At 73.2% G+C, this 24,489-nt stretch carries 19 protein-coding genes; all 19 read left to right on the top strand.

All coding sequences use genetic code 11. From position 1 onward, the window contains the following. Positions 1 to 249: 249 nt before the first annotated feature. Positions 250 to 2,088 carry an asparagine synthase (glutamine-hydrolyzing) gene (gene asnB / locus ACFWEP_RS12930; protein ID WP_387369379.1) on the top strand — a complete coding sequence of 613 codons (1,839 nt, stop codon included), beginning with the start codon at positions 250 to 252 and terminating at the stop codon, positions 2,086 to 2,088. A gap of 78 nt (positions 2,089 to 2,166) precedes the next feature. After that, positions 2,167 to 3,024, top strand: a complete 858-nt coding sequence (locus tag ACFWEP_RS12925; RefSeq protein WP_387369377.1) for a TauD/TfdA dioxygenase family protein — start codon at positions 2,167 to 2,169, stop codon at positions 3,022 to 3,024. 14 nt (positions 3,025 to 3,038) lie between these two features. Further along, positions 3,039 to 4,646 (top strand): GMC family oxidoreductase, encoded by a 1,608-nt coding sequence (locus tag ACFWEP_RS12920; protein WP_387369375.1) that lies wholly within the window; start codon positions 3,039 to 3,041, stop codon positions 4,644 to 4,646. A 134-nt stretch (positions 4,647 to 4,780) separates the two neighbouring features. Next, positions 4,781 to 6,157 (top strand): hypothetical protein, encoded by a 1,377-nt coding sequence (locus ACFWEP_RS12915; RefSeq protein ID WP_387369373.1) that lies wholly within the window; start codon positions 4,781 to 4,783, stop codon positions 6,155 to 6,157. 12 nt (positions 6,158 to 6,169) lie between these two features. Further along, on the top strand, positions 6,170 to 6,868 hold the full coding sequence (locus tag ACFWEP_RS12910; protein WP_387369371.1) for a class I SAM-dependent methyltransferase: 699 nt from the start codon (positions 6,170 to 6,172) through the stop codon (positions 6,866 to 6,868). A gap of 14 nt (positions 6,869 to 6,882) precedes the next feature. Continuing rightward, complete coding sequence (locus ACFWEP_RS12905; protein ID WP_387369369.1) at positions 6,883 to 8,175, top strand: diaminopimelate decarboxylase; 1,293 nt, start codon at positions 6,883 to 6,885, stop codon at positions 8,173 to 8,175. Beyond that, positions 8,157 to 8,978, top strand: coding sequence for a 2,3,4,5-tetrahydropyridine-2,6-dicarboxylate N-succinyltransferase (locus ACFWEP_RS12900; protein ID WP_387369366.1), 822 nt, complete (start codon positions 8,157 to 8,159; stop codon positions 8,976 to 8,978). The genes ACFWEP_RS12905 and ACFWEP_RS12900 overlap by 19 nt, the downstream gene beginning before the upstream one ends. A gap of 3 nt (positions 8,979 to 8,981) precedes the next feature. Next, the gene (locus tag ACFWEP_RS12895) at positions 8,982 to 10,217 is read left to right on the top strand and encodes an aminotransferase class I/II-fold pyridoxal phosphate-dependent enzyme (RefSeq protein WP_387369364.1); all 1,236 of its coding nucleotides are present in this window, start codon (positions 8,982 to 8,984) and stop codon (positions 10,215 to 10,217) included. After that, positions 10,214 to 11,461 carry an ATP-grasp domain-containing protein gene (locus tag ACFWEP_RS12890; protein WP_387369362.1) on the top strand — a complete coding sequence of 416 codons (1,248 nt, stop codon included), beginning with the start codon at positions 10,214 to 10,216 and terminating at the stop codon, positions 11,459 to 11,461. The genes ACFWEP_RS12895 and ACFWEP_RS12890 overlap by 4 nt, the downstream gene beginning before the upstream one ends. 1 nt (position 11,462) lies before the next feature. After that, a complete protein-coding gene (locus ACFWEP_RS12885) occupies positions 11,463 to 12,668 on the top strand; it encodes an acetyl-CoA carboxylase biotin carboxylase subunit family protein (RefSeq protein WP_387369360.1) in 1,206 nt (401 codons plus the stop codon). Next, positions 12,665 to 13,207, top strand: coding sequence for a cupin domain-containing protein (locus ACFWEP_RS12880; protein ID WP_387369358.1), 543 nt, complete (start codon positions 12,665 to 12,667; stop codon positions 13,205 to 13,207). The genes ACFWEP_RS12885 and ACFWEP_RS12880 overlap by 4 nt, the downstream gene beginning before the upstream one ends. A 13-nt stretch (positions 13,208 to 13,220) precedes the next feature. Then, the gene (locus tag ACFWEP_RS12875; RefSeq protein WP_387369356.1) at positions 13,221 to 14,498 is read left to right on the top strand and encodes an MFS transporter; all 1,278 of its coding nucleotides are present in this window, start codon (positions 13,221 to 13,223) and stop codon (positions 14,496 to 14,498) included. Positions 14,499 to 14,501: 3 nt separating this feature from the next. Next, on the top strand, positions 14,502 to 15,719 hold the full coding sequence (locus ACFWEP_RS12870) for an ATP-grasp domain-containing protein (protein WP_387369354.1): 1,218 nt from the start codon (positions 14,502 to 14,504) through the stop codon (positions 15,717 to 15,719). Beyond that, the gene (locus ACFWEP_RS12865; protein WP_387369352.1) at positions 15,703 to 17,265 is read left to right on the top strand and encodes a DUF885 family protein; all 1,563 of its coding nucleotides are present in this window, start codon (positions 15,703 to 15,705) and stop codon (positions 17,263 to 17,265) included. Before ACFWEP_RS12870 ends, ACFWEP_RS12865 begins: the two co-directional genes overlap by 17 nt. Positions 17,266 to 17,669: 404 nt before the next feature. Next, positions 17,670 to 18,107 carry a hypothetical protein gene (locus ACFWEP_RS12860; protein ID WP_387369381.1) on the top strand — a complete coding sequence of 146 codons (438 nt, stop codon included), beginning with the start codon at positions 17,670 to 17,672 and terminating at the stop codon, positions 18,105 to 18,107. A gap of 33 nt (positions 18,108 to 18,140) precedes the next feature. After that, positions 18,141 to 19,016, top strand: coding sequence for a diaminopimelate epimerase (dapF, locus tag ACFWEP_RS12855; protein WP_387369350.1), 876 nt, complete (start codon positions 18,141 to 18,143; stop codon positions 19,014 to 19,016). Between the two features lie 148 nt (positions 19,017 to 19,164). Beyond that, positions 19,165 to 21,153 (top strand): RelA/SpoT family protein, encoded by a 1,989-nt coding sequence (locus ACFWEP_RS12850; protein WP_387369348.1) that lies wholly within the window; start codon positions 19,165 to 19,167, stop codon positions 21,151 to 21,153. 122 nt (positions 21,154 to 21,275) lie between these two features. Next, positions 21,276 to 22,790: a M1 family metallopeptidase gene (locus ACFWEP_RS12845; RefSeq protein WP_387369346.1), complete on the top strand. Its 1,515-nt coding sequence runs from the start codon at positions 21,276 to 21,278 to the stop codon at positions 22,788 to 22,790. 130 nt (positions 22,791 to 22,920) lie between these two features. Further along, a complete protein-coding gene (gene hflX / locus ACFWEP_RS12840; RefSeq protein ID WP_328719003.1) occupies positions 22,921 to 24,441 on the top strand; it encodes a GTPase HflX in 1,521 nt (506 codons plus the stop codon). The last annotated feature ends 48 nt before the right edge of the window (positions 24,442 to 24,489 follow it).

Genomic DNA, 24,489 nt, shown 5'->3' with positions numbered 1-24,489 from the left:
GGCATCAAGTTGCCACGCAACTTGATGCCCACGGAGGGGGCGACTGCGGCGCCGCGCGATCTGGCACAGTCGTTCACGGCGCCGGACCCGGCCGGAAGGGAATTTCCCGGTTTCCCCGCCCTCCCGAACCTCCCGCGCGAGGCCGTTCCCCGGCCCGGACCAACCCGCCCCCGTGCGGCCCGCGGCATCAACACCCGGCGTTCTCGCACTGCTTGAAGAAATCTCTTCGTACCCCTGGAGGTGAACCGCATGAGTGGTGTGGTGGGTTGGATCGACTTCCGGCGCGACCTGGGCGATCAGCTCGGAGTGGTGCGATCGATGACACGGACGATGGCGCACAGGGGCCCCGACACCGAGGACGTGTGGATCGGCCGGAACGCCGCCCTCGGCCACCGCGGCCTGGCCACCGGACTCCCCGACGACGTACGCCCCGCGCGCATCACCCTCGGCGGCGACACCGTCCACGTCGCACACACCGGCGAGGTCTACAACGGCGACGAGCTGCGCGGTGACGTCCAGGCGGCCGGCGGCGCCCTGCGCGGCGGCTCGACCGCCGAAGCGCTCCTCCAGGCCTACCTGCTGTGGGGCCCCGACTTCGTGGAGCGCGTCAACGGAGCCTTCGCCTTCGCCGTCTGGGACGGCCGTACCCGGCGGCTGCACCTCGGCCGCGACCGGGTCGGCGTCAAGCCCCTCTACCACCACCCGTACGACGGCGGGGTCCTGTTCGCCTCCGAGCCCAAGGGCATCCTCGCCAACCCCCTGTACCGGCCCCGCCTGGAGCTCTCGGCGCTGCCCGTCGTCCTCCAGCCGCGCCTGGCCCGGCCGGGCGAGACACCGTTGAAGGACCTGTACGAGGTCGAGCCCGCCCACGTCGTGACGTACACCGCGAACGGGGTCACCCGGCGGCGTTACTGGCAACTGGTGAGCGAGCCGCACCACGACACCTTCGAGGAGAGCGCCCGCAGGGTCCGCGAGCTCCTCGACGACACCGTGCGCCGCCAGCTCGCCACCGGTGTCCCGCTCGGGGCGATGCTCTCCGGCGGCGTCGACTCCACCTCCGTCGCCGCGCTCGCCGCGAGCGCCCTGCGCAAGGACGACCCGGACCGGCGACTGGCCACCTTCTGCGTGGAGTTCGAGAGCGACCCGGCGCACTTCGTGGCCACCGAACTGCGCCCGGACCTCGACGCCCCGTACGCCGCCGAGGCGGCCGCGTTCCTCGGCACCGAGCACACCACGCTCACCGCCTCGGTACGGGACCTGCTGGACGTCGTCCCCGCCACCCGGCGCGCCCGGGACCTGCCCGGCTGGGGCCAGTTCGACGCCTCGATGTACCTGATGTTCCAGCAGATCCGCGCCGAATGCCCCGTCGCGTTCACGGGTGAGGCCGCCGACGAGGTCTTCGGTGGCTACCCCTACTTCTTCAAGCCCGAGGCGCTCGCCGTCGACCGCTTCCCCTGGCTCTTCGACGGCCCGAAGCTGTCCCGCTACCTCGTCCCCGACCTGCTCGCCGAACTGGACCCGGAGGAGGACGAGCGCGCCCGCTACGCGGACGTCCTCGCCCGCGTGCCCCGGCTCGCGGGCGAGAGCGCCGAGGACGCCCGGATCCGGGAGGTCTTCTTCCTCGGCCTGTCCGGTCCGCTCTCGGTGATCCTGGACCGCAAGGAGCGCATGAGCATGGCCCACGGGCTCGACGTCCGGGTGCCGTTCTGCGACCACCGGCTGCTCCAGTACGTGTGGAACGTGCCCTGGGAGATCAAATCGCGGGGCGGGGTGAAGGGGCTGCTGAAGGCCGCCATGGCGGACGTCCTGCCGGCGAGCACCGTGAACCGCAGGAAGAGCGCCTACCCGCACGTGCAGAACCCCGCCTACGACCGGACCCTCGTCCGGGAGGCGACCTGGATCGTCAACGACGACGCCTCGCCGCTGAAGCCGCTGTTCGACACCGGGCGCACCAACGCCCTGATCCAGCAGATCGCCGCGGGCGCCGTCCAGGGCGAGCTGCCCGGCGGCTCCAACCAGGCCGCGATCCTGATCCAGCTCGTCGAGATGCGGCGCTGGATGGACGAGTACCAGGTGTCCCTGCCCTGACCCGCCCGGCCCCGTGATCCGTGCGACGGGCCCGGGCGCCGCCGACGTACCGACCGACCCCCCAGGGAGTACTCCTTCATGCTCGAACTGGTCCCCATCACCGACGGCATCGGCACCGAGGTCCGCGGCATCGACGTCACCCGGCCGCTGTCCGACCTCGACTTCGACCGGATCTACCAGGCCTGGATCGACACGACGATCCTCCTCGTCCGCGGCCAGGACATGACGCCGGAGCAGCACATCGCCTTCACCCGGCGCTTCGGCGAGGTCTTCGCCTACACGCGCTCGCAGTTCAACGACGCCGAGTACCCCGAGATCCTCATCCTGTCCAACCTCACCAAGGACGGGAAGCCGATCGGCTCGGCCTACAGCGGGCGCGTCTGGCACAGCGACGGCGCCTACCTGCCCGAGCCTCCGGTCGGCTCCATGCTGTACGCCCGCGAGATACCCCCGGCCGGCGGCGACACCTGGTACGGCAACATGTTCGCCGCGTACGAGGCGCTGCCGAGGGCGGTCAAGGAGCGCATCGAGGACCTGAAGGTGATCATCAGCCGGGTCCAGTCACGCCCGTACAACTACCCCGACCGGCCGGCGCCCACGGAGCAGGAGCGCGCCGAGTGGACCGAGGTCGCGCACCCGCTGGTCCGCCTCCACGAAGAGAGCGGCCGCAAGGCCCTCTACGCGGGCGGCAACGTGCCCTGGCGCATCGAGGGCCTGTCCGAGGACGAGAGCGCGCCGCTGATCACCTTCCTCCAGGAGTTCGCGATCCAGCCCCGCTTCACCTACCGCCACCAGTGGCAGGTCGGCGACATCGTGCTGTGGGACAACCGCAGCGCCATGCACCGGGCCACCGTGTACGACCAGGTCAACCACCGGCGGCTGCTGCACCGCACCACGATCACCGGCCGGCGCGGCGCCACCGCCGCGGCCGCGTGAGGGGGCGGGCCACGGTGAGGTACGACTACGTCGTCGTCGGCGCGGGCGCGGCGGGCTGCGTGCTCGCCGGCCGCCTGACGGAGGACCCCGCGATCCGCGTGCTGCTCCTGGAGTCGGGCAGCGAACGGCGCAGCCCGCTGCTCGACGTCCCCGCCGCCGAGACGGTGCTGATGGGAAACCCTAAGTACGACTGGTGCTTCGAGACCGACGCCGACCCGACCATCGAGGGCCGCAGCGTCAGCATCCCCCGGGGCCGCCTGCTCGGGGGTTCCAACCAGATCAACGGCATGATCTTCGTGCGCGGCCAGCGTCACGACTACGACGACTGGGAGGCCCTGGGCAACCCGGGCTGGTCCTGGGAGGGCGTGCTGCCGCACTTCCGCAGCCTGGAGCGGGTCAGCGGCATCGACGGCGCCAACCGGGGCCGCGACGGACGGATCGCCGTCGGACTGCCGCGCGACCGCGACGAGTTGACCGACGCGTTCCTCACCGCCGCCGTCAAGGCCGGCTTCCCCGAGAACCCGGACTACAACTCCGGCGACCAGGAGGGCTTCGGCTACTACCAGGTCAACCACGACGAGGGCCGCCGCTCCTCCGCCGCGGGCACCTACCTCAAGGCCGCCCGCACCAGGCCCAACCTCACCCTGGTCACCGAGGCGCACGTCACCGGCCTGCGCTTCGAGGGCAAGCGCTGCGTCGGCGTCCGCTACCGGCGGGGCGAGGGCGAGCACCGGGCCGACGCCGTCCACGAGGTGATCGTCAGCGCCGGATCCGTACAGTCCCCGCAACTGCTCGAACTCTCCGGCATCGGCTCGGCCGCCCACCTCGGTGACGTCGGCGTGCCCGTGGTGCACCACCTGCCCGGCGTCGGCGAGAACTTCCGCGACCACTTCGCCGCCCGGCTCCGCTGGCGGGTGCGCCGCCCGGTCACCTTCAACGAGCGCTCCCGCGGCCTCGGTCTGGTACGCGAGATCGCCCGGTACGCCCGCGAACGGCGCGGCCTGCTCAGCCTGCCGATCGCGCTCGGCCACGGCTTCGTCCGCTCCGACGACTCCCTGACCCGCCCCGACCTCCAGTACCACTTCGCGCCCGCCAGCTACGGCGGCGGCCGCAGCCGCCGCCTGGACACGGCCCCCGGCATGACGCTGGGCGTCTACCCGCTGCGCCCCGAGTCCAAGGGCTCCGTCCACATCCGCTCCCGGCAGCCGCTGACCCCGCCGTCGATCCGCACCCGCTTCCTGGAATCGGAGGCCGACCGCGCCACCCTGATCGCGGGCATGCGCATCGGCCGCCGCATCGTCGAGGAGCCGAGCATGGACGCGTACCGGGCGTTCGAGCTGCTGCCCGGCAGCGGCGTCCGCTCCGACGACGAACTGCTCGCCTACGCACGGCAGTACGGCGACACCTCCTACCACCCCGTAGGCACCTGCCGGATGGGCGACGACCCGCTGGCGGTCGTCGACGCCCGGCTGCGGGTGCACGGCATCGAGGGCCTGCGCGTCATCGACGCCTCCGTCATGCCGGCCATGGTCTCGGGCAACACCAACGCCGCGAGCATGATGATCGGCGAGAAGGGCGCCTGTCTCGTCCTGGCCGACCACAAGGACAGGACCCGCGCGTAGGCGGTGTGGTGAAGTCCCGCCGGCCCGGCACGCACGCCCGCCCACCACACGACCTGGCCGCCGCCCCGGGGCCGTACGCCGGCCGCCCCGCGGGCCCGCCCCCTCCAGCTGTCGATTCCAGAACGGGAACCCCCATGTCCGAAAACCCCACGGTGGACCGCTTCGACTACCCGTCCAACCTCGCCAGTGCCGGTTCGTACCGCACCCACCGCAGCGCCTTCTGGCCTCCTTCGGACGGCTACGCCCTGGGCTGCCTGGACCTCTCCGGGGCCACCCCCGACCTCGGCGACGGGTTCCGCCCGGCCCTCGCGGACCTCCGCGTCGCCGTGGAAGCCGAGTGGCAGCGGGTCAAGGAGATCGGCATCCCCGCCCGCCGCCGCTTCAACGACCCGACGGCGATCGCCCAGGCGGTGCGCGGCGTCGCCGAGCACCTGCCGGGCGAGGCCGACCGGCGGGCCGCGGAACTGCGCGCCAACGCCGTCCAGGACGGCTACGACGACGACATCCTGCGCGAACTCGCCTCCCTCCAGGAGCAGATCACACTCGTCGCCGGCCAGGTCTCCACCTGGTACGGAAAGGAGGTCCGGGGCCTTCCCACAGCTTTCGCCTGCCGCGCCGACGAGGCGCGCCAGCAGTTGGTCGACGACGCCCTCGCCGGCCGCGACGAGGTGACCGACTACCTGCGCGGCCTCCACGCCGACCTGCGACTGGGCGACCTGCCGGCCTTCGGCGCCGCGGAACTCTTCTTCATGGCCGGCGAGGGCAACCTCCACCCCAAGCACATCGCCTACTTCCTCCCCGAGGACGAAGGCGTGAAGTACTCGCCGTTCAAGAAGACGTACTACTTCGCCAACTCCCACCGCGCCCTGCTCACCACGGTCTCCGCACCCCTGGCCCGGCGCTTCCTCGACGTCGGCGTGGAGTTCGACCCGGCGCACGAGCGCTTCGCCGCGATCCCCACCCTGGGCGTCCTCAGCCACGAGCTCGGCCACTTCGCGCACCGGCCCGCCACCGAGTACAAGGACCTCAACGCCGCCGACCGCTGGGCCTCGGTCGTCCTCCAGGAGGTCGCCGCCGACGTTTTCGGCATCCTCATCCTCGCCGACGTCTGGGCACCCCGCCTGGGCATCGACCCGGCCGACTGCGTCGCCTACTACCTCGCCGAGTGCCTGCGCTACACCGACCGCGGGCTCGGCCACTTCCCCGACAGCGACGGGATGTTCCTCCAGCTGTCCTACTTCGTCCAGCTCGGCGCCCTCGACCTGACCGGCACCCCGCGCCTGACGGGAACGCCCGAGGTCGTCCTCGCGGGGCTGCGCTCGCTGGCCCGCGTCCTGGCCGACACGCTCCTGGCCACCGACACCGACCGGGCCCTCCACCTGCACCGCGGCTACGGCCCGGCCACGACCGCCCCACTCGCCCCACTCGTCGAGCGCCTCCGCCCGGAACCCTTCCGGTCTCTCGAGTACACGCAGGAACACCTCCACTCCGCCGCGACCTCCGGCCGCTGAAAGCGAGACACGATGATCACCGAGGCGAACCAGGATCTGGGCCAGGTGCGCGACTACTACACGGCGCAGCGCTCTGCCGGCGGCGACGGCGAGACCATCTACGCCATCTGGGAGAAGGGCGGCGCGTTCAACGACTCGGTCACCCCGTCCACCTACGTGCCGGAGTACCGCTCCCACATGGCCCTCAAGCTGCTCTCCCTGAGCGACGAGGGAGCGTCCGTCTTCTCGCTCGGCTGCGGCAACGCCGCCGTCGAGGGCGTCGTCGCCGGACTCGGCCGGACCGTGCGAGGGATCGACTACAACGAGGAGGCCGTCCAACTGGCGCGTCAGAAGGGCGTCGACGCCTTCGCCGCCGACTTCTACACCCTGAGGCCCTCCGACGTCGCGGGCGCCGACATCATCTACGCCGACGGCTTCCTCGGCCACCTCTTCGACGCAGACCGGGAGACCACGCCCGTCCTGGACAAACTGGCCGCCCTCCGCCCCAAGTCCGGCGCCTACCTGGTGTTCTCCAACGACGCGCCGCAGGACCGGGAGGCGCACTTCGCCCCCCACCAGCGCGTCGCCGACTTCTGGTACCTGTCCAAGGACTACCTCGCCGAACGCCTCGAAGCACGCGGCCACCGCGTGGTGGAGAGCTACTACTTCCCCTACCTGCGCCCGGTCAGCGGCATGCGCAACCGCACCATCTGCATCGCACGCGTCGCGTAGCGGAGGAGGAAGCCGTGCCCGTCCCCGACGCCTTCGCCGCGCGCCTGTACCCCCTCCTGGGCGACCTGGTGGCCACCTACGGAACGCCCTTCCACATCTACGACGCCGCGGGCATCGTCGACACCTACCGCGCCATGACGGACGCCTTCGCCGGCGAGCCCTACCGGCAGTACTTCGCCGTCAAGGCCCTGCCCAACCCGCACGTCCTCGCCCTGCTCCTGGCCGAGGGAAGCGGCCTGGACTGCGCCTCCCCGGTGGAGCTGGAACTCGCGGGCAGCCTCGGCGCCGGGCCCGGCGACACCGTGTTCACCTCCAACAACACCGCCCGCCACGAATTCGAACTCGCGCGCAAGACCGCTTCGTTGGTCACCTTCGACGACCTCACCGCCCTGGACCGCTGCGACCCGCTGCCCGACACGGTCGCCTTCCGCGTCTCCCCGCACGGGCTGTCGGCCGGCTCCCGCCTGATGGGCGACGCGCAGGCCACCAAGTTCGGCGTGCCCGTCGGCCGACTGGCCGACGCCTACCGCGAGGCGAAGGCACGCGGCGCCCGCCGGTTCGGCATCCACGGCATGACCTGCGCCAACGAACTCGACGTCGACCGCGCCGCACGCGCCGCCACCGACGTCGTCGAACTCGGCGCCCGCATCGCCGAGGACGTCGGCATCCAGCTGGAGTACGTCAACGTGGGCGGCGGCCTCGGCATCCCCTACCGCCCCGAGGACCGGCCCTTCGACTTCCGCCGCTACGCCGAGGCCATCCTCGCCGCCCGCCGCGCCGCCTTCCCCCGCTCCGCGCCCCGCATCCTCATGGAGTGCGGGCGTTACGTCACCGGACCGCACGGCGTCCTGGTGACCACGGTCATCAACCGGTGCGGCAAGGGCCGCGAGGTCGTCGGCGTGGACGCCTCGATGTCCGCGCTGATGCGGCCCGGCTTCTACGGCGCCTACCACCACGTCACCCTGCCCTTCGCCGAGGGCCGCGCCGAGGCGCCGTACGACGTCGTCGGCTCGCTCTGCGAGAACATGGACAAGTTCGCGACCGACCGGTCACTGGCCGATCCGCGCGAGGGCGACGTCCTCCTGGTGCACGACACCGGCGCGCACGGCCACGCGATGGGCTTCACCTACAACGGCCGCCTGCGCCCCGCCGAACTGCTGCTCACCCGCGACGGCGACGTCGTCGAGATCCGCCGCGCCGAGACCTACGACGACTACGTCAGCACCGTCCCCGGCAGCCCCGGGTCCGTCCTCCCCGCCGCACCGCACGCACGACAGGAGCGCCCCGCATGTACTCCCGACCGCTGATCGAGGACGCCTGGGAGCGCCGCGCCGCGCTGACCGAGGCCGAGCTCACCGAGCTCGCCCCGCACGTCGAAGCCGGACTCGACGCCCTGGACCGCGGCGAACTGCGCGCCGCGAACCTGGCCGACGGCACCTGGGCCGCCGACCCGTTCGTGAAGAAGCTGATCCTGCTCTCCTTCCCGCTCGGCACGAACACCCTCGCCGACGCCGGCCCGGGCCGCCCCAGGAGCTACGACAAGATCCCGCTGAAGTTCGAGCACTGGCGGGGGCCGGACTTCGAGAAGGCGGGCATCCGGGTGGTGCCGGGCGCGGTCGTCCGGCGGGGCGCCCACATCGCCCCGGGCGCCGTCCTCATGCCCTCCTTCGTCAACATCGGCGCCTACGTCGGCGCCGGCACGATGATCGACACCTGGGCGACCGTCGGCTCCTGCGCCCAAGTGGGGGAGCGCTGCCACATCTCCGGCGGCGCGGGCCTCGGCGGCGTACTCGAACCGATCGGCGACAGCCCCGTCGTCATCGAGGACGACGTCTTCGTCGGCGCCCGGAGCGAGATAGCCGAAGGGGTACGGGTACGGCGCGGCGCCGTCATCGGCATGGGCGTCTACCTCGGCGCCTCCACCCCGATCGTGGACCGCGCGACCGGCGAGGTGACGCGCGGCGAGGTCCCCGAGGACGCAGTCGTCGTCCCCGGCACCCGGACCGACCCCCGCCACCCCGGCCTGGCCACGTACGCCGCGGTCATCATGAAGTACGCCGACGAGCGCACCCGCGGCAAGACGGCCCTGAACGACCTGGTGCGGGACTGACCCATGAGCCCCCTCGCCAGTGCCTTCGCCCGGCTGCGCGCACTGAACGACGGCGTCCCCGCCCCGGCCGGCCTCGTCCCCGTCCAGCTCCACCTGGGCGAGTCCCGGCTCGGCACGGGCGGGGTCGACGGCACGCTGCTCGCCGACCCCGACGGCTGGACCCGCTACCCGCCGCTCGGCGGCACGCCCGCCCTGCGCACGGCGTACACCGGGTGGCTGCGCCGCCGCTTCGGCGCGGGCCCGCTCCTGGACGGCCGTGCCCTCGCGGTCGAGCCCACCCCGGGCACCAAGCAGGCCCTGGCCACGGCACTGGCCCTGGCGGTGGAGCGCGTCCGGAGCGCGGGCGGCGGGGCGGCAGAGCGCGTAGGGGGCGCAGAGGGCCGGCCGGTGGTCGTCCTGCCCAACCCGTTCTACCCGACCTACCACGCCGCCACCGCGGCCGTGGGCGCCCGGCCGGTGTTCTACGACCCCCGGGGCGGTCCCGCCGCACTGGAGGACGCCGTCGCGACGGCGGGCGGTGCCATCGCCGCGGTCATCGTCTGCGACCCGGGCAACCCGCGAGGCGAGCTCCTCGCCACCGAGTTCCTGGACGCGGCCACCCGCGCCTCCGTCACGGCCGACGCCCTGCTCCTCGTCGACGAGTGCTACACCGACCTGTGGCTCGCCCGCCCGCCGGCCGGATACCTGGCGCTGGTACGGCGCGGCGCGGTCCGGCCGGAACGGTTCCTGGTCCTGCACACCCTGTCCAAGCGGTCCGGCGCGCCCGGCTTGCGCAGCGGCTTCGCCGCCGGGGACCCCGGGACCGTCGCCGACTACGCCCGCCACAACCAGGCGTGCGGCGTCCCGACCCCGCTGCCCGTGTGCGCCGCCGCCGCACGGCTGTGGGACGACGACGCCCACGTGGAGCGCGCCCGCGCCGAACTGGCCGCCAACTGGGCCCTCGCCGACCGCGTCCTGGCCGGTGTCGCCGGCTACCGGCGGGCCGACGCCGGGTTCTTCCTCTGGCTGCCGGTCGGCGACGACGAGGCCGCCGCCCGCGCCCTCTGGCGCGACCAGGCGCTGACCGTCATGCCCGGCCGCTACCTGGCGGCCGGCGGACCCGACGGCACCAACCCCGGCGCCGGACACCTGCGCGTCGCCCTCGTCCACGACGAGCCGCTGATGCGCGAGGCCCTGCACCGCCTGCGCGCGGGGCTGACCCGAACCTCACCCCTTCTCTGCGAGGACATCTCCGCATGACCCTGACGCGCCCCGACGACAAGCCGCTCCTGCTGGTCATCACCAGCGGCCTGCGGCGGTACCGCGAGTACCTCCTGGCCTCCATCGCGGGCCGCTACCGCGTCCACCTCATCGACGCGGTCGCCCCCACCTGGGAACTGCCGTACCTGTCCGGCCACACGGTCGTCCCCGACACCGGAGCCGGGCCGGTCCTGCGGGCCGCCCGCGAGGTCGCGGCCGGGGCGCCGGTCGCCGGGGTCATGAGCTGGCACGAGGAACACATCGTGCAGGCGGCCCTGGTCGCCGAGGCGCTCGGCCTGCCCGGCACGGCGCCGGACGCCGTGCGGCGCTGCCGCGACAAGTACGCCACCCGCACCGCGCTCGCCCGAGCAGGCCTGCCGCAGCCGGAGTTCGCGCTGGCCGGCAGCCTCGACGAGGCGCTCGCCGCCGCCGACAAGCTCGGCTGGCCCGTGGTCATCAAGCCGCGCGCCGCCGGGGGCAGCCAGGGCGTCGTGCTGGTCCGCGACGCGGACGAGCTGGCCGACCAGTTCGACGCCACCCGGGGGGTGCACGTCCCCCACAACCCCGACTTCACCGAACTGGTCCTCGTCGAGGAGTACCTCGACGCCCCCGAGGTCAGCGTCGACGCCGTCGTCCACCAAGGCCGCGTCACCCCCGTCTTCGTGGGCCGCAAGGAGGTCGGCTTCCCGCCGTACTTCGAGGAGACCGGCCACCGCGTCAGCGCGGACGACCCCCTGCTCACCGACCCGGAACTGCTGGAAGCCCTCAGCGGCATCCACGAGGTCCTCGGCTTCACCGACGGCTGGACCCACACCGAGCTCCGGCTCACCCCCCGGGGCCCGAAGCTGATCGAGGTCAACGGGCGGCTCGGCGGCGACCTCATCCCCTACCTCGGTCTGCGCGCCACCGGCATCGACCCCGGACTCGCCGCCGCCGACGCCGCCTGCGGCGCCGTCCCCGACACCACGGTGGGCAAGGCGGCCCACGCCGCGATCCGCTTCTTCTACCCGCCCGCCGACGACACCACCATCGGCTCGCTGGACTTCGACCGCAGTGAACTGCCCTCCTGCCTGGACCTGTTGGAGCCGCTCGTCGGGCCGGGCGACGTCGTCTCGCCGCCCCGCAAGGGCCTCATCGACGGCCGCATCGCCCTCGCCTCGGCCGTCGCCGACACCGCCGAGGAGTGCGCCGCCGCCCTCGACCGGGCCGAGCGGGCGCTCCGGCTGACCGTGGAAGGTGCGTGAGATGCGCGTCCTCGTCATGCACCGGGTGCCCGACTCGTTCGTACGGTACGCGCGCAACCTCGACCACACCCGCCACCAGGTCACCTACGTCAGCGTCCCCGAACGGGCCCACACCCTCCCCGCCGACGTCCCGGCCCGCCGCGTCGAACGCCCCGGCACCGGCGACACCGCGGCCGAGGTGATCGCCGCCGTCCGTGACCTGCCCCGCCCCGACCTCGTCGTCGCCCTCTCCGAGTACGACCTGCTGCCCGCCGCCCGGGTCCGCGAGGCCCTGGACGTCCCCGGCCCGCGCGTCGCCGACGTCCTGCCCACCCGGGACAAGGTCGTCATGAAGACGGCCGTCGCCGCCGCGGGCCTGCGCACACCGCGCTACGCCCCGCTCGCCCGGGCCCTCGCCGAGGGCGTCGAGTGGACCGGCCGCAGCGTCCTCAAGCCCCTCGCGGGCGCCTCCAGCGAGGGCATCACCACGTACCCGACGCCGGACGCCGCCCTCGCCGCCGTGCGCGACGGCTCGGCGTGCGCGGACGTCGACGACTTCGAGATCGAGGAGTTCGTCGAGGGCCCCATCACGCACATCGACGGAGCCGTCGCCGCGGGCCGCCCGCTCGCCGTCGTCGCGAGCCGGTACCTCGGCACCTGCCTCGGCTACGCCCAGGGAGCACCCCTGGGTTCCGTGCAGATCGACACACCGCCCGCGACGGTCGACTTCACACTCGCCTGCCTGCGCGCGGTCGGCATCACCGACGGGCCTTTCCACCTGGAGGCCATCGAGACCCCGCAGGGCCCGGTGTTCCTGGAAGTCGGCGCGCGCGTCGGGGGAGCGGACGTGGCCGACAGCTTCGAGCTGGCCACCGGCGTCCACCTGGCCTCCGTCCAACTCCGGCTCCTGACGGGCGAGTCGGCCGGTGTGCCCGAGTCCTCGGCCGCCGGCCCCGACGCCCGCTACGGCTGGTTCGTCGTCCCCGGACACACCCTCGGCTCCACCCACTGCCTGATCGACGGCGAGGAGGCCTTCCGCGACGACCCCGTCGTCCACCGCTGGGTGCAGCGCGCCCCGCACGAACCCGTCACGGCCGCCCTCACCTACGCGGACTCCGACATCCCCCTCGCGGGCGTCGTCGGCCCCGCGCCCACACCCGTACTGGAACGGTTCCTCACCGACCTCTTCGCCTCGGTGACGGTGGAACCCGCGAAGGACCCGCGATGACCGTCGAACCCCGCCTCGTCGTGGCCGCGCGCACCGCCGACGGCACCTCCGTGGTCGCCGCCGACGCGCCCGTCCCCGCCACCACCGTCGCAGCCTGGCCCGGTTCCCGCTTCCACCTCGCCTGGGGCACCCCGGACGGTGGCGCCCGGGTCGGCGACGGCCTGCCCGAGGCCGTGACCCTGCCCTTCTTCGCGGGCGTCGGCGGCACCCGGCTGCTGTTCGCCCGCTACGAGCCGGACGCGACCGTGCCCGCCCCGACCGGCGACCCGGACGCGCTCGCCGCCGAGGTCCAGGAGCGGCTGCCGGGCCTGTGGGAGGTCTTCGAACCCGGCGGCACCGGCATGCACGCCACCGACACGCTCGACTACGGCATCTGCCTGGAGGGCGAACTCCACCTCGAACTCGACGACGGCGAAGAGGCCCTGATCACCCCGGGCACCTGCGTCGTCCAGCACGGCACCCGCCACACCTGGCACAACCGGGGGACCACCGCGGCCCTCATGTGCTTCGTCGGCATCGGCGCCGCACGTGACCGCTGATCGGAGCACACCCATGGATCCCAAGGCCGCAGTGCGGTCGTGGCTGCCCGCCGGCGGCAGCGCCCGCCGACTCGTCGCGGCGTCGTTCGTCGACTCCCTCGGCACCGGACTCTTCCTCGCGGGCTCGGCCCTGTTCTTCACCCGCGCCCTCGGCCTGTCCGCCGTCCAGGTCGGCATCGGCCTGTCCCTGACCGGCCTGGCCGGGTTCCTCGGCATGGTCCCCACCGGCAAGCTCGCCGACCGCGTCGGCGGCAGGAACGCCATCGTCGCCCTCTACCTGTGGCGCGGCGCCTGCTTCTGCGTCTACCCCTTCGCCCACGAACCCGAGGTCTTCTACGTCGTCGCCTTCCTCATCGGCATCGCCGAGTGGGGCGGCGGACCGATCGTCCAGGGCATCGTCGGCGCCGTCGAGAGCGACGCCGACCGGGTCCGCACCATGGCCGTGATCGCCTCCGTGCGCAACGTGGGCTTCAGCGCGGGCGCCGTCCTCGCCTCCCTGGTCCTGGCGATGAACAGCGTCACCGCGTTCTCCGTGCTCGTGCTCGTCGACGCCCTGACCTTCTTCGCCGCCGCCACCGTACTGTCCCGCCTGCCCGCGACCGCCAACGTCCGCTCCCCGGGCGCCGGGAAGGGCGGTGCGCCCCCGGCCCGGGTACGCGACCCGCGGTTCCTGGCCCTGGCGTTCCTCAACGGGGTGCTGTTCCTGCACTCGGTGCTGCTCGCCGCCGCGCTCCCGCTGTGGGTCGCGACCCGCACCCAGGCGCCCACCTGGGTGCTGGGCGGCCTGGTCGTCCTCAACACCGCCCTGGTCATCCTGCTCCAGGTCCGCCTCAGCGGCGGCGCCGACGACCTGCGCAACGCCGCCCGGCGTCAGCGCTGGTCGGGCTGGTGCCTGGCGGCGTGCTGCCTGCTGACCGCCCTGACCGCCGAGGTCGGACCGGTCGCGGCGACCGCGCTGATCGCCCTCGCCACGGTGACGCTCACCCTCGGCGAGATCTGGCAGTCGGTCGGCGCCTGGCGCCTGTCGTACGCGCTCTCCCCGCCGCAGTCGCGCGCCTACCACCTGTCCGTCTACGAACTCGGCACCAGCGCCGCCTCGGCCGTCGGCCCGGCGCTGATCACCTGGGCGGTCGCCGGGAAGGGGCTGGGCGGCTGGGCGGCCCTGGCCGCGGGCTTCGCGGCGGCCGGGTCGGCGGTGGTCGTCGTCGCGGCGGCCGCCCAGCGACGGCTGCCGCCCGACGAGCCGCGCGAGCACGCGCGCGAGCCACACGAATCAACCCAGGAGAGGTGATCCATGCACGGGCAGAGACTGCTGCTGGTCGGAGTGGGAGTGACCGGACGGCCCTACATCACGGCCGCCCGGCGGCTCGGCGTACGGGTCCACGCGGTCGAGACCGCACCCCGGGCCGAGGCGCTCGCCGGACTTGCCGACGAGGTCACGGTCTGCCGGGGCGGCTCGGACGAGCTCTGGTACGAGGCCGCCTGCGAGGCGGTACGCCACACGCGCCCCGACGGGGTCGTCGCCTTCAGCGAGCCCCACGTCCTGGCGGCGGCGCTCGTGCAGAACGAACTCGGCCTGCCCGGACCGTCGTTGCGGGCCTCCGTGCTCTCCCGCAACAAGGCCCTCCAGCGGGGCCGCTTCGCCGCCGCGGGCATCGGCCAGCCCGATTTCCTGGTCGCCGAACGGCTCGGCGAGGGCCGCGACTGGGCCGCGAGACGCTTCCCGGTGGTCGTCAAGCCACTGTCCTCGGCAGGCAGCGCGGGCGTCGAACTCGTCGGTGACCGCCGTGCGTTCGAGGACGCGGTGGCCCGCAGGGACGCCGAGGGCCGCCTCCTCGTGGAGCGCGCCGCGACGGGCCCCGAGTACAGCTGGGAGGCGCTCGTCCGCCACGGAAAGGTCTGGTTCGCCAACCTGACCGCCAAGGAGACCACCGGCCCGCCGTACTTCGTCGAGGTCGCCCACCGGGTCGCCGCCGAGGTCGACCCCGCCACCCGGGCGACGGTCGCCGACCTGGGTGGAGCCGTCCTCGACGCCCTCGGCATGGACACCGGCATCGTCCACCTGGAGTTCCGCCTCACCGCCGGGGGCCCGGCGGTCATGGAGGTCGCGGTGCGCACCCCGGGCGACCACCTGATGGACCTGCTCGGCGACGCCTACGGCATCGACTGGTACGAGATGGTCGTACGCCTGGCCCTCGACGCCGACCTGCCCGCACCGCCCGCCGCACCCCTGCGGCGCACCGCCGGCTACCTCCCGTCGGCCCGCCCCGGCACGGTCACCGCGATCCGCGGCCTCGACGAGGTCCTGGCCCACCCGCACGTCGTGACGGCCGAGGTGACGGCCGCCCCGGGCGATACGGTCGCCCCGGCCCGCTCCTCCGTCGAACGCGTCGGCCACGTCCTGCTCTCGGCGCCGGACCCGGGCACGCTGGACGTCGCCCTGGACGACGTGCGTACGACGCTGCGCGTGGTGACCCGGCCGGGAGGACTCCCCGATGACGGGACTCCGTGACCCCAGGGTCCGCGCCGCCGTCGAACTCGACCTCGCCCACGCCCGCGAGTACGCGGGACTGCACGCCTACGACGGCACGCTCCAGGACCTGTCACCGGCCGGCGTCGCGGCGGCCCTCTCCCGCCTGGGGGAGGGCCCCGCGCCCGCCGACGCGTTCGACGCCGAGGTGCTGGAGGTCCACGAGGACGGAGTGCGCGCCCGCTTCGCCGAAGCGGAACTGCACCGCCGCGATCCTCTGCTGCACCTGGCCGCCATGGACCTGGCCTGCTACGACCGCGCGTACGCGCCCCCCGAGGACCGCCGCCGCGCCCGCCTGGCGCACCTGGCGGCCTGGCCGGACGCCGTGGACAACGCCGTGACGGCCCTGGACCGGGTGCCGGCCCCCGTCGCACGCGCGGCCCTCCCCTCCTTGCGCGGCCTCGCCCGGGACGCCACCGGCGACGAGCCGGCCCTGGCCGCCGCGCGACGCCTGGTCGCGCACGTCGAACGGGCGGCGGACACCGGCGACCCGTCGGCGGCCCTGGGCGAGGCGGCGTTCCTGCGCCTGCTGGGCGCGGGGGAGGGGATGACGTACGGCACCGCCGCGCTGACGGACGCCGCGGACCGCGAACGGGCCCGGCTGTGGGACCTGTTGGAGCAGGCGGTGGAACGCCTCGCCCCGGGCGCACAGGTACGCCGGGTCGTCCCGGACCTGATGAAGGACCACCCCACCACCGCCGAGGGCGTGTTCGCCCAGGCGCGGGCCCTGCTGTCCGAGGTGACGTCCTTCGCGGTGACCCGCGACCTGATCGCCGACCCGGGCGGCGAGTGCCGGGTGGGCCCGGCCCCCGCGTCCCGCGCCTACGCGCAGGCCATGATGTCGTGGTCCGCACCCTACGAGCAGGACGCGCCCAGCTGGTACTACGTGGTGCCCCCGGACCCGGCGTGGCCGCCGCACGAGGCCGAGGAGTGGCTCTCGGTCTTCAGCCGTACCTCCCTGCCCGCCATCACCGTCCACGAGGTCACCCCGGGCCACTACGCCCACGGCCGTGCCCTGCGTGCCCTGACCAGCGACGTGCGCAGGTCCCTGGAGTCCCCGGCGTTCGTCGAGGGCTGGGCCCACTACGCCGAGGAGTTGTACGCCGAGGAGGGCTTCCGCGCCCACGACCCCCGCTACGTCATCGGCATGGCCCTGGAGGCGCTGCTCCGCGTGACGCGCCTGACCTGCTCCATCGGCCTGCACACGGGCGCCATGACGGTCGACGAGGCCGCGGCGCGCTTCGAGGCGGACGCGTTCCTGCGCGGCCGCTCGGCCCGCGCCGAGGCCCTGCGCGGCGCCGTCGAGCCCACCTACGGCCGTTACACCCTGGGCAAGACGGAGATCCTGCGGGTCCGCGAACAGGCCCGCGCCCACTGGGCCGGCGACTACACGCACCGCCGCTTCCACGACGCGCTCCTGTCGCTCGGCATGCCGCCGGTCGGTCTGCTGGCGAGGGCCGTCCTGGGCGACCTGGCCGCTGCCGTGCCACGTACCGTCCGACGCGTCCCCACAGGTGACAAAAGCTGACGCCGGAGGGGGACTTGTGGGTGCGCGGGGTGGTAGCCGGCACCGGAGTACCGCCGGCCTCTTTCACCCGCGGGAGGATCTGTGCCCGGGGCGCGGCTTTCGTGCTGCCGGCAGGAGCGTGCGGGCGATACGGGAGACCTGGTCGGGGGCCGGACTCCGCGGACCGCCCGGAGAAAGATCCGTCTCGGCTCAATTGGGCGCTGACCTGGGGCTATTGCTCACCCCCCACCGATCCGCCGACCGGTGACAGGCGTCTGACCTGCATAAACCCTGAATGAGGGGCTATAACAGCCTGATCACGTGATGGCATCGGGACGCCCCGGGCGTCCTTTCCGCCCGCGCGGGCGTGCCATCATCGAGCATCGATCGATTCAGGAAGTTCCGAGTGGGGAGGGCGCGTGGCGATGGAAGCCGGCCCTCGTGACACGGAGCAGGAGGCGGTGGAGAGGCGGCTCGCCGCCGACCGGCTGAACTCCGACCTGCCCGACGAGAGCGTCGTGGCGCCCGAGGTCGAGGTCGAGCTCCGCCCCGCCCGCAGGCTGCGGATCTGGCAGCTCGCCCCGATCGTGGTGCTCGCCGCGACCGGCTCGCTGATGTTCGCCTTCCCGCTCGCCTTCGAGTTCGGCGACGGCGGTGCCGTCGTCGCCATGCTCGGCCTGCTGATCAGCGGCTGCGCCGCCGGCTGGGGCATGATGGCCGCCCGCCGCGTCGGACACACCTGGCCAGGCCTGCCCGCCCGGGGCTCCGGCACTCGCCCGGACTGGCGGGTGATCGCGCTCTACGGCGTGTGCGCCCTCGCCCTCGTGGGCCTGGCCGTCTGGCGCGTGGCCCGCCTGCGCTGACCGCGCGCACTCCGACGCCCGTACAGTTGCCCTGTGAGCACCGAGCAGATCACCTTCTTCAAGGGTCACGGCACCGAGAACGACTTCGTGATCATTCCGGACCCGGACAACGCCCTCGACCTGCCCCCGGCGGCCGTCGCGCGGCTCTGCGACCGCAGGGCCGGCATCGGCGGTGACGGGCTGCTGCACGTCGTGCGCGCCGCGGCACATCCGGAGGCCCGTGCCATGGCGGACGAGGCCGAATGGTTCATGGACTACCGCAACGGCGACGGCTCGGTCGCCGAGATGTGCGGGAACGGCGTGCGCGTCTTCGCCCGCCACCTGCGGCGCGCCGGACTCGTCGAGGAGGGGGACCTCTCGATCGCCACCCGCGGCGGCGTCAAGCGGGTGCACCTCGCCAAGAACGGCGACATCACCGTCTCCATGGGGCGGGCCGAGCTGCCCGACCGGGGCGTGACCGTCACCGTCGACGGCCGGAGCTGGGAAGCGCGCAACGTCAACATGGGCAACCCGCACGCCGTCGCCTTCGTGGACGACCTGGCGCACGCCGGGAATCTCCTCACCGAGCCCGCGTACAGCCCCGCGGAGGTGTACCCCGAGGGCGTCAACATCGAGTTCGTCGTCCGCCGGGGCACCCGCCACGTCGCGATGCGGGTGCACGAGCGCGGTTCCGGCGAAACCCGCTCCTGCGGTACCGGCGCCTGTGCCGTCGCGGTCGCCTCGGCCCGCCGGGACGGCATCGACCCCGCGGTGACCGGCACGCCCGTCACGTACACCGTCGACCTGCCCGGGGGCTCCCTGGTGATCACGGAACACCCGCACGGCGCCGTCGAGATGACCGGCCCGGCCGTCATCGTCGCCGAGGGCGTCCTCGACGGGGACTGGCTCGAATCGGCGCTCGGACGATAACCCGACCACGTTTCGCTCGAACGGGTGATCCGCTTCACGCTGAGCGAGAGGCGGACTGCCGTACGTGGTGGGGTCGGTAGCATCAAGCACCGGCCCGGGGACACCAAGGTCTGCCTCTCACCGCCGGTCGACGTCGCCGGAGGTGCCCATGAGTGCAGAGGCCGCCAATCCAGGTGTCCCCGTCCGCAAACGCTCCCGTCCTCGGATCGATCTGCGCAGACTCGGCCGGGTGGCGCTCCTCGGCCCGGTCTCCCGGGGAAGACTGCCGGACGCCATCGGCCATGTGGCGGAGGCGCACCGCGCGCATCACCCGGACGCCGACCTCTCCGTGCTGAGCCGGGCCTACGTCCTCGCCGAGTCCTCCCACCGCGGCCAGATGCGCAAGAGCGGTGAGCCCTTCATCACCCACCCGCTCGCCGTGACCCTGATTCTCGCCGAACTCGGCGCGGAGACGACGACCCTGACGGCCTCTCTGCTTCACGACACCGTCGAGGACACCGAGGTGACGCTGGATCAGGTGTCCGAGGAGTTCGGCGAGGAAGTCAGCTATCTCGTCGACGGCGTCACGAAGCTGGAGAAGGTCGACTACGGCGACGCCGCCGAACCCGAGACCTTCCGCAAGATGCTCGTCGCCACCGGTAACGACGTCCGGGTCATGTCGATCAAACTCGCCGACCGCCTCCACAACATGCGCACCCTCGGGGTGATGCGGCCGGAGAAGCAGGCGAGGATCGCCAAGGTCACCCGGGACGTGCTGATCCCGCTCGCCGAACGCCTCGGTGTGCAGGCGCTGAAGACCGAGCTGGAAGACCTCGTCTTCGCCATCCTCCGCCCCGAGGAGCACGCGCACACCCAGACGCTGATCGCCGAGTCGGAGAGCGGGCACAGCCCCCTCGACACCATCGCGCAGAACGTCCGCGGTGTCCTGCACGAGGCCGGTATCACCGCCGAAGTCCTCATCAGGCCGAGGCACTTCGTCTCCGTGCACCGGGTCCGGATGAAACGCGGAGAACTGCGCGGCACCGACTTCGGCCGGCTCCTCGTGCTGGTCGGCGAGGACGCGGACTGTTACGCGGTCCTCGGTGAACTCCACACCTGTTTCACCCCGGTGATCTCCGAGTTCAAGGACTTCGTCGCCGCCCCCAAGTTCAACCTCTACCAGTCACTGCACACCGCGGTCGTCGGCCCGGGCGGTGCGGTCGCCGAAGTCCTCATCCGCACGCACCGGATGCACAAGGTGGCCGAGGCGGGCGTGGTCGCCCTCGGCAATCCCTACGCCCCGGACGCCACCGCCCCCGCCGGGGAGGAACCGTCCGACGGCGAACGCGCCGACCCCACCCGGCCCGGATGGCTCTCCCGGCTGCTGGACTGGCAGGAGTCCGCGCCGGACCCGGACACCTTCTGGAGCACGCTGCGCGCCGATCTCGCGGAGGACCGCGAGATCACCGTCTTCCGCACCGACGGCCGCACCCTCGTCCTCCCCGCGGGCGCCAGCTGCGTGGACGCCGCCTACGCGCAGTACGGCGACGGAGCGCACCGCTGCATCGGCGCGCGGGTCAACGGCCGCCTCGCCACCCTGGCCACCCCCCTGGGGGACGGCGACACCGTGCAACTGCTGCTCGCCCGCGACACCGCCTCCGGCCCCTCCCGGGAGTGGCTCGACCACGCCCGTACCCCCGCCGCGCGCATCGCGATCGCCGGGTGGTTCGACGCCCACCCGGAGGACGCGGCCTCGCGGGACGCCGAGGACGCGAGGTACGCCCCCGGCGCGGAAGGACCGGCCGGGGCGGAGCCCGGTGGCGACCGGGACACCGGCGGGCTCGACTGGCCCCCGTCGCACTCCTGGCCGCCCGGGACGGCCCCGGACACCGGCGACGCCGCACACCCGGGCGCCGACGCCTCCGAGCGCCTGGTCACTCTCGTCGCGGAATCCTTCGGCCGCCCCCGGCTCCTCGCCGACCTCACCGAGGCGATCGCGACCGCCGACGCCGCCATCGTCTCCGCCACCGTCGAGCCGCCCAGCGAGCAACGAGTGCGCCACACCTACACGTTGCAGCTCACCGACGCGGACGGCCTGCCCGCCCTCGTGCGGGCCATGCGGGACGTCGCCGGGGTCTACGACGTCAGTCGCGCCTGACAGGCTCCGAGAGCCGGTGCCGGGCGGGCCCCGCCGCCGGGCGGCCCGCGCGGCCACCTCGTTCGGGTGCCCGGCAGCGCGTCGTCCCCCGCCGGGGCGAACACCGCTGATAGCGGTGATCCATGCCGCTCACCTCCCGCCGCCTGCGCACCGTCCTGCTGGCCGCCGCGTCGGCCGGCCTGATCGCCGCCGCACCGCCCGCCCCTCCCGGAAGCGGCCCGCTCGGAATCGGGGACCGGCTCTTCCCGACGCTCGGCAACCCCGGGTACGACGTCCTCTCGTACGACATCTCCCTCGACTACGACGGCCGCAACACCGACCCGCTGGAAGCCGTCACCGTCATCAGGGCACGGACCACCGAGCCCCTGGACCGGATCAACCTGGACTTCGCCCGGGGCGAGGTCCGCTCGGTCGCCGTCAACGGACTGACCGCCCGGTTCACCGGCGAGGACGAGGATCTGATCGTCACACCGGCCGCGCGGCTGCCCGCGGGGGTACCGCTGCGCATCACCGTCCGGCACACCAGCGACCCCGACCAGGGCAAGGACAGCGGCGGCTGGGTGCGCACCGCCGACGGCCTCGCCCTGGCGGCCCAGGCCGACGCCGCGCACCGGGTCTTCCCCTGCAACGACCACCCGGTGGACAAGGCGTACTTCACCTTCCGGATCACCACCCCCGAGCGGCTCACCGCCGTCGCCAACGGACTGCCGGCCGGGGTGATCCACCGGGGCACCACGGTGACCCGGACCTTCCGCACCGCGCACCCGATGGCCACCGAGCTCGCCCAGGTCTCCCTCGGCACCTCCGCCGTCCCGCACCGGGACGGCCCCGGCGGCCTGCCGCTGCGCGACGTCGTCCCGGCGGCGGACGAGGCGGCCCTGGAACCCTGGCTGAGCAGGACGCCGGGCCAGATCGAGTGGATGGAACGGCAGGTCGGCCGCTACCCCTTCGAGACGTACGGGCTGCTGGTCGCCGACACCGTCACCGGTTTCGAGCTGGAGACCCAGACCCTGTCGCTCTTCGAACGCCGGCTCTTCACCGGGGACACGCACCCCGACTGGTACGTCGAGTCGGTGATGGTCCACGAGCTGGCGCACCAGTGGTTCGGCGACAGCGTCTCCCCGGCGTCCTGGTCCGACCTCTGGCTCAACGAGGGGCACGCGAGCTGGTACGAGGCCCGCTATGCCGAGGAGCGGGGCGGCCCCACGCTGGAACGGCGCATGCGGGACGCGTACACCAGCTCCGACGGCTGGCGGGCGGCAGGAGGACCCCCCGCCCGGCCCGCCCTGCCGGCCCCCGGGAACAAGCTCGACCTGTTCCGGCCGGTGGTCTACGACGGCAGCGCCCTGGTCCTCTACGCGCTGCGCCAGGAGATCGGCGAGGACGCTTTCGGCCGACTGGAGCGCGCCTGGGTGCGCAAACACGCGGACGAGTCCGCCACCACGGCCGATTTCGTCGAGCTCGCCTCGCGCGAGGCGGGACGCGATCTTTCGGCGTTCCTCGACGGCTGGCTGTACGGGGAGACGACCCCTGCCATGCCCGGCCACCCGGAGTGGCACGCCACCGCCCCGAAGACGGCGGGGCCGGCCGCCCCGCCCTCGCGCCCGGTCCCGGGCGCCGCGGGGAAACCCGCATGACGGGCCCGGCGGGCGCATGCCAGTATCAAGGGGTCGGCAAAGCGGCCGGGCCGGTGAATCCCCAGGGAATCATCCGGAGACGTGACGCGTTGTGACAGTCACCACGAGAAATCTTCGACGTAAGGATCCAATGACCTCCTCTTCCTCCCTTCCCCAGGACGCGCAGGACGCGCAGAGCGCCACGGAGTCCGCCTCCGCACGTGCCACCGAGAGCCTTCGGGCCGACGCCCTGATGGAAGAGGACGTCGCCTGGAGCCACGAGATCGACGGAGCGCGCGACGGCGAACAGCTCGACCGCTCCGAGCGTGCCGCGCTGCGACGTGTGGCCGGCCTCTCCACCGAGCTCGAGGACGTCACAGAGGTCGAGTACCGGCAGCTCCGCCTGGAGCGTGTGGTGCTCGTCGGCGTGTGGACGTCCGGGACCGTGCACGACGCGGAGATCTCCCTCGCGGAGCTCGCCGCCCTCGCCGAGACGGCGGGCGCCCAGGTGCTGGACGCGGTCTACCAGCGGCGCGACAAGCCGGACCCGGCCACCTACATCGGCTCCGGCAAGGCGCTGGAGCTGCGCGACATCGTGCTCGAATCCGGCGCCGACACCGTCGTCTGCGACGGTGAGCTCAGCCCCGGCCAGCTCATCCACCTCGAAGACGTCGTCAAGGTCAAGGTGGTCGACCGGACCGCACTGATCCTCGACATCTTCGCCCAGCACGCCAAGTCCCGGGAGGGCAAGGCGCAGGTCTCCCTGGCGCAGATGCAGTACATGCTGCCGCGCCTGCGAGGCTGGGGCCAGTCGCTCTCCCGCCAGATGGGCGGCGGTGGCTCCAGCGGCGGTGGCGGCATGGCCACGCGTGGTCCCGGTGAGACCAAGATCGAGACCGACCGGCGCCGCATCCGCGAGAAGATGGCGAAGATGCGCCGGGAGATCGCGGAGATGAAGACCGGCCGCGAGATCAAGCGGCAGGAGCGCAAGCGCAACAAGGTGCCCTCGGTCGCCATCGCCGGTTACACCAACGCCGGCAAGTCGTCCCTGCTCAACCGCCTGACCGGGGCCGGTGTCCTGGTGGAGAACTCCCTGTTCGCCACCCTGGACCCGACCGTCCGCCGGGCCGAGACGCCCAGCGGACGGCTCTACACCCTGGCCGACACCGTCGGGTTCGTACGGCACCTGCCGCACCACCTGGTCGAGGCGTTCCGGTCCACCATGGAGGAGGTCGGCGACTCCGACCTCATCCTGCACGTGGTGGACGGCTCGCACCCCGTCCCGGAGGAGCAGCTCGCCGCCGTGCGCGAAGTGATCCGGGAGGTCGGCGCCACCAAGGTTCCCGAGATCGTCGTCATCAACAAGGCGGACGCGGCGGACCCGCTGGTCCTGGCGAGGCTGCTGCGCGCGGAACCGCACGCCATCGCGGTCTCGGCACGTACCGGCGCCGGGATCGACGAGCTGCTCGCGCTGGTCGACGCCGAACTGCCCCGGCCGTCCGTGGAGATCGAAGCCCTGGTCCCGTACATCCAGGGCGCCTTGGTCTCGCGGGTGCACGCCGACGGCGAGGTGATCTCCGAGGAGCACACCGCGGAGGGCACCTTGCTCAAGGCGCGGGTCCACGAGGAGCTCGCCGCGGAACTCGCGGTGTTCGTCCTCGCGGCCCACTGACCGCGGCAGACGTTCGCAACGCCACGGGCCCGGCCGCTCCCCACGGGG

This window comes from Streptomyces sp. NPDC060198 (assembly GCF_042728415.1).
In the GTDB taxonomy this organism is placed as follows: domain Bacteria; phylum Actinomycetota; class Actinomycetes; order Streptomycetales; family Streptomycetaceae; genus Streptomyces.
This window is presented reverse-complemented; position numbering and strand designations above follow the sequence as displayed.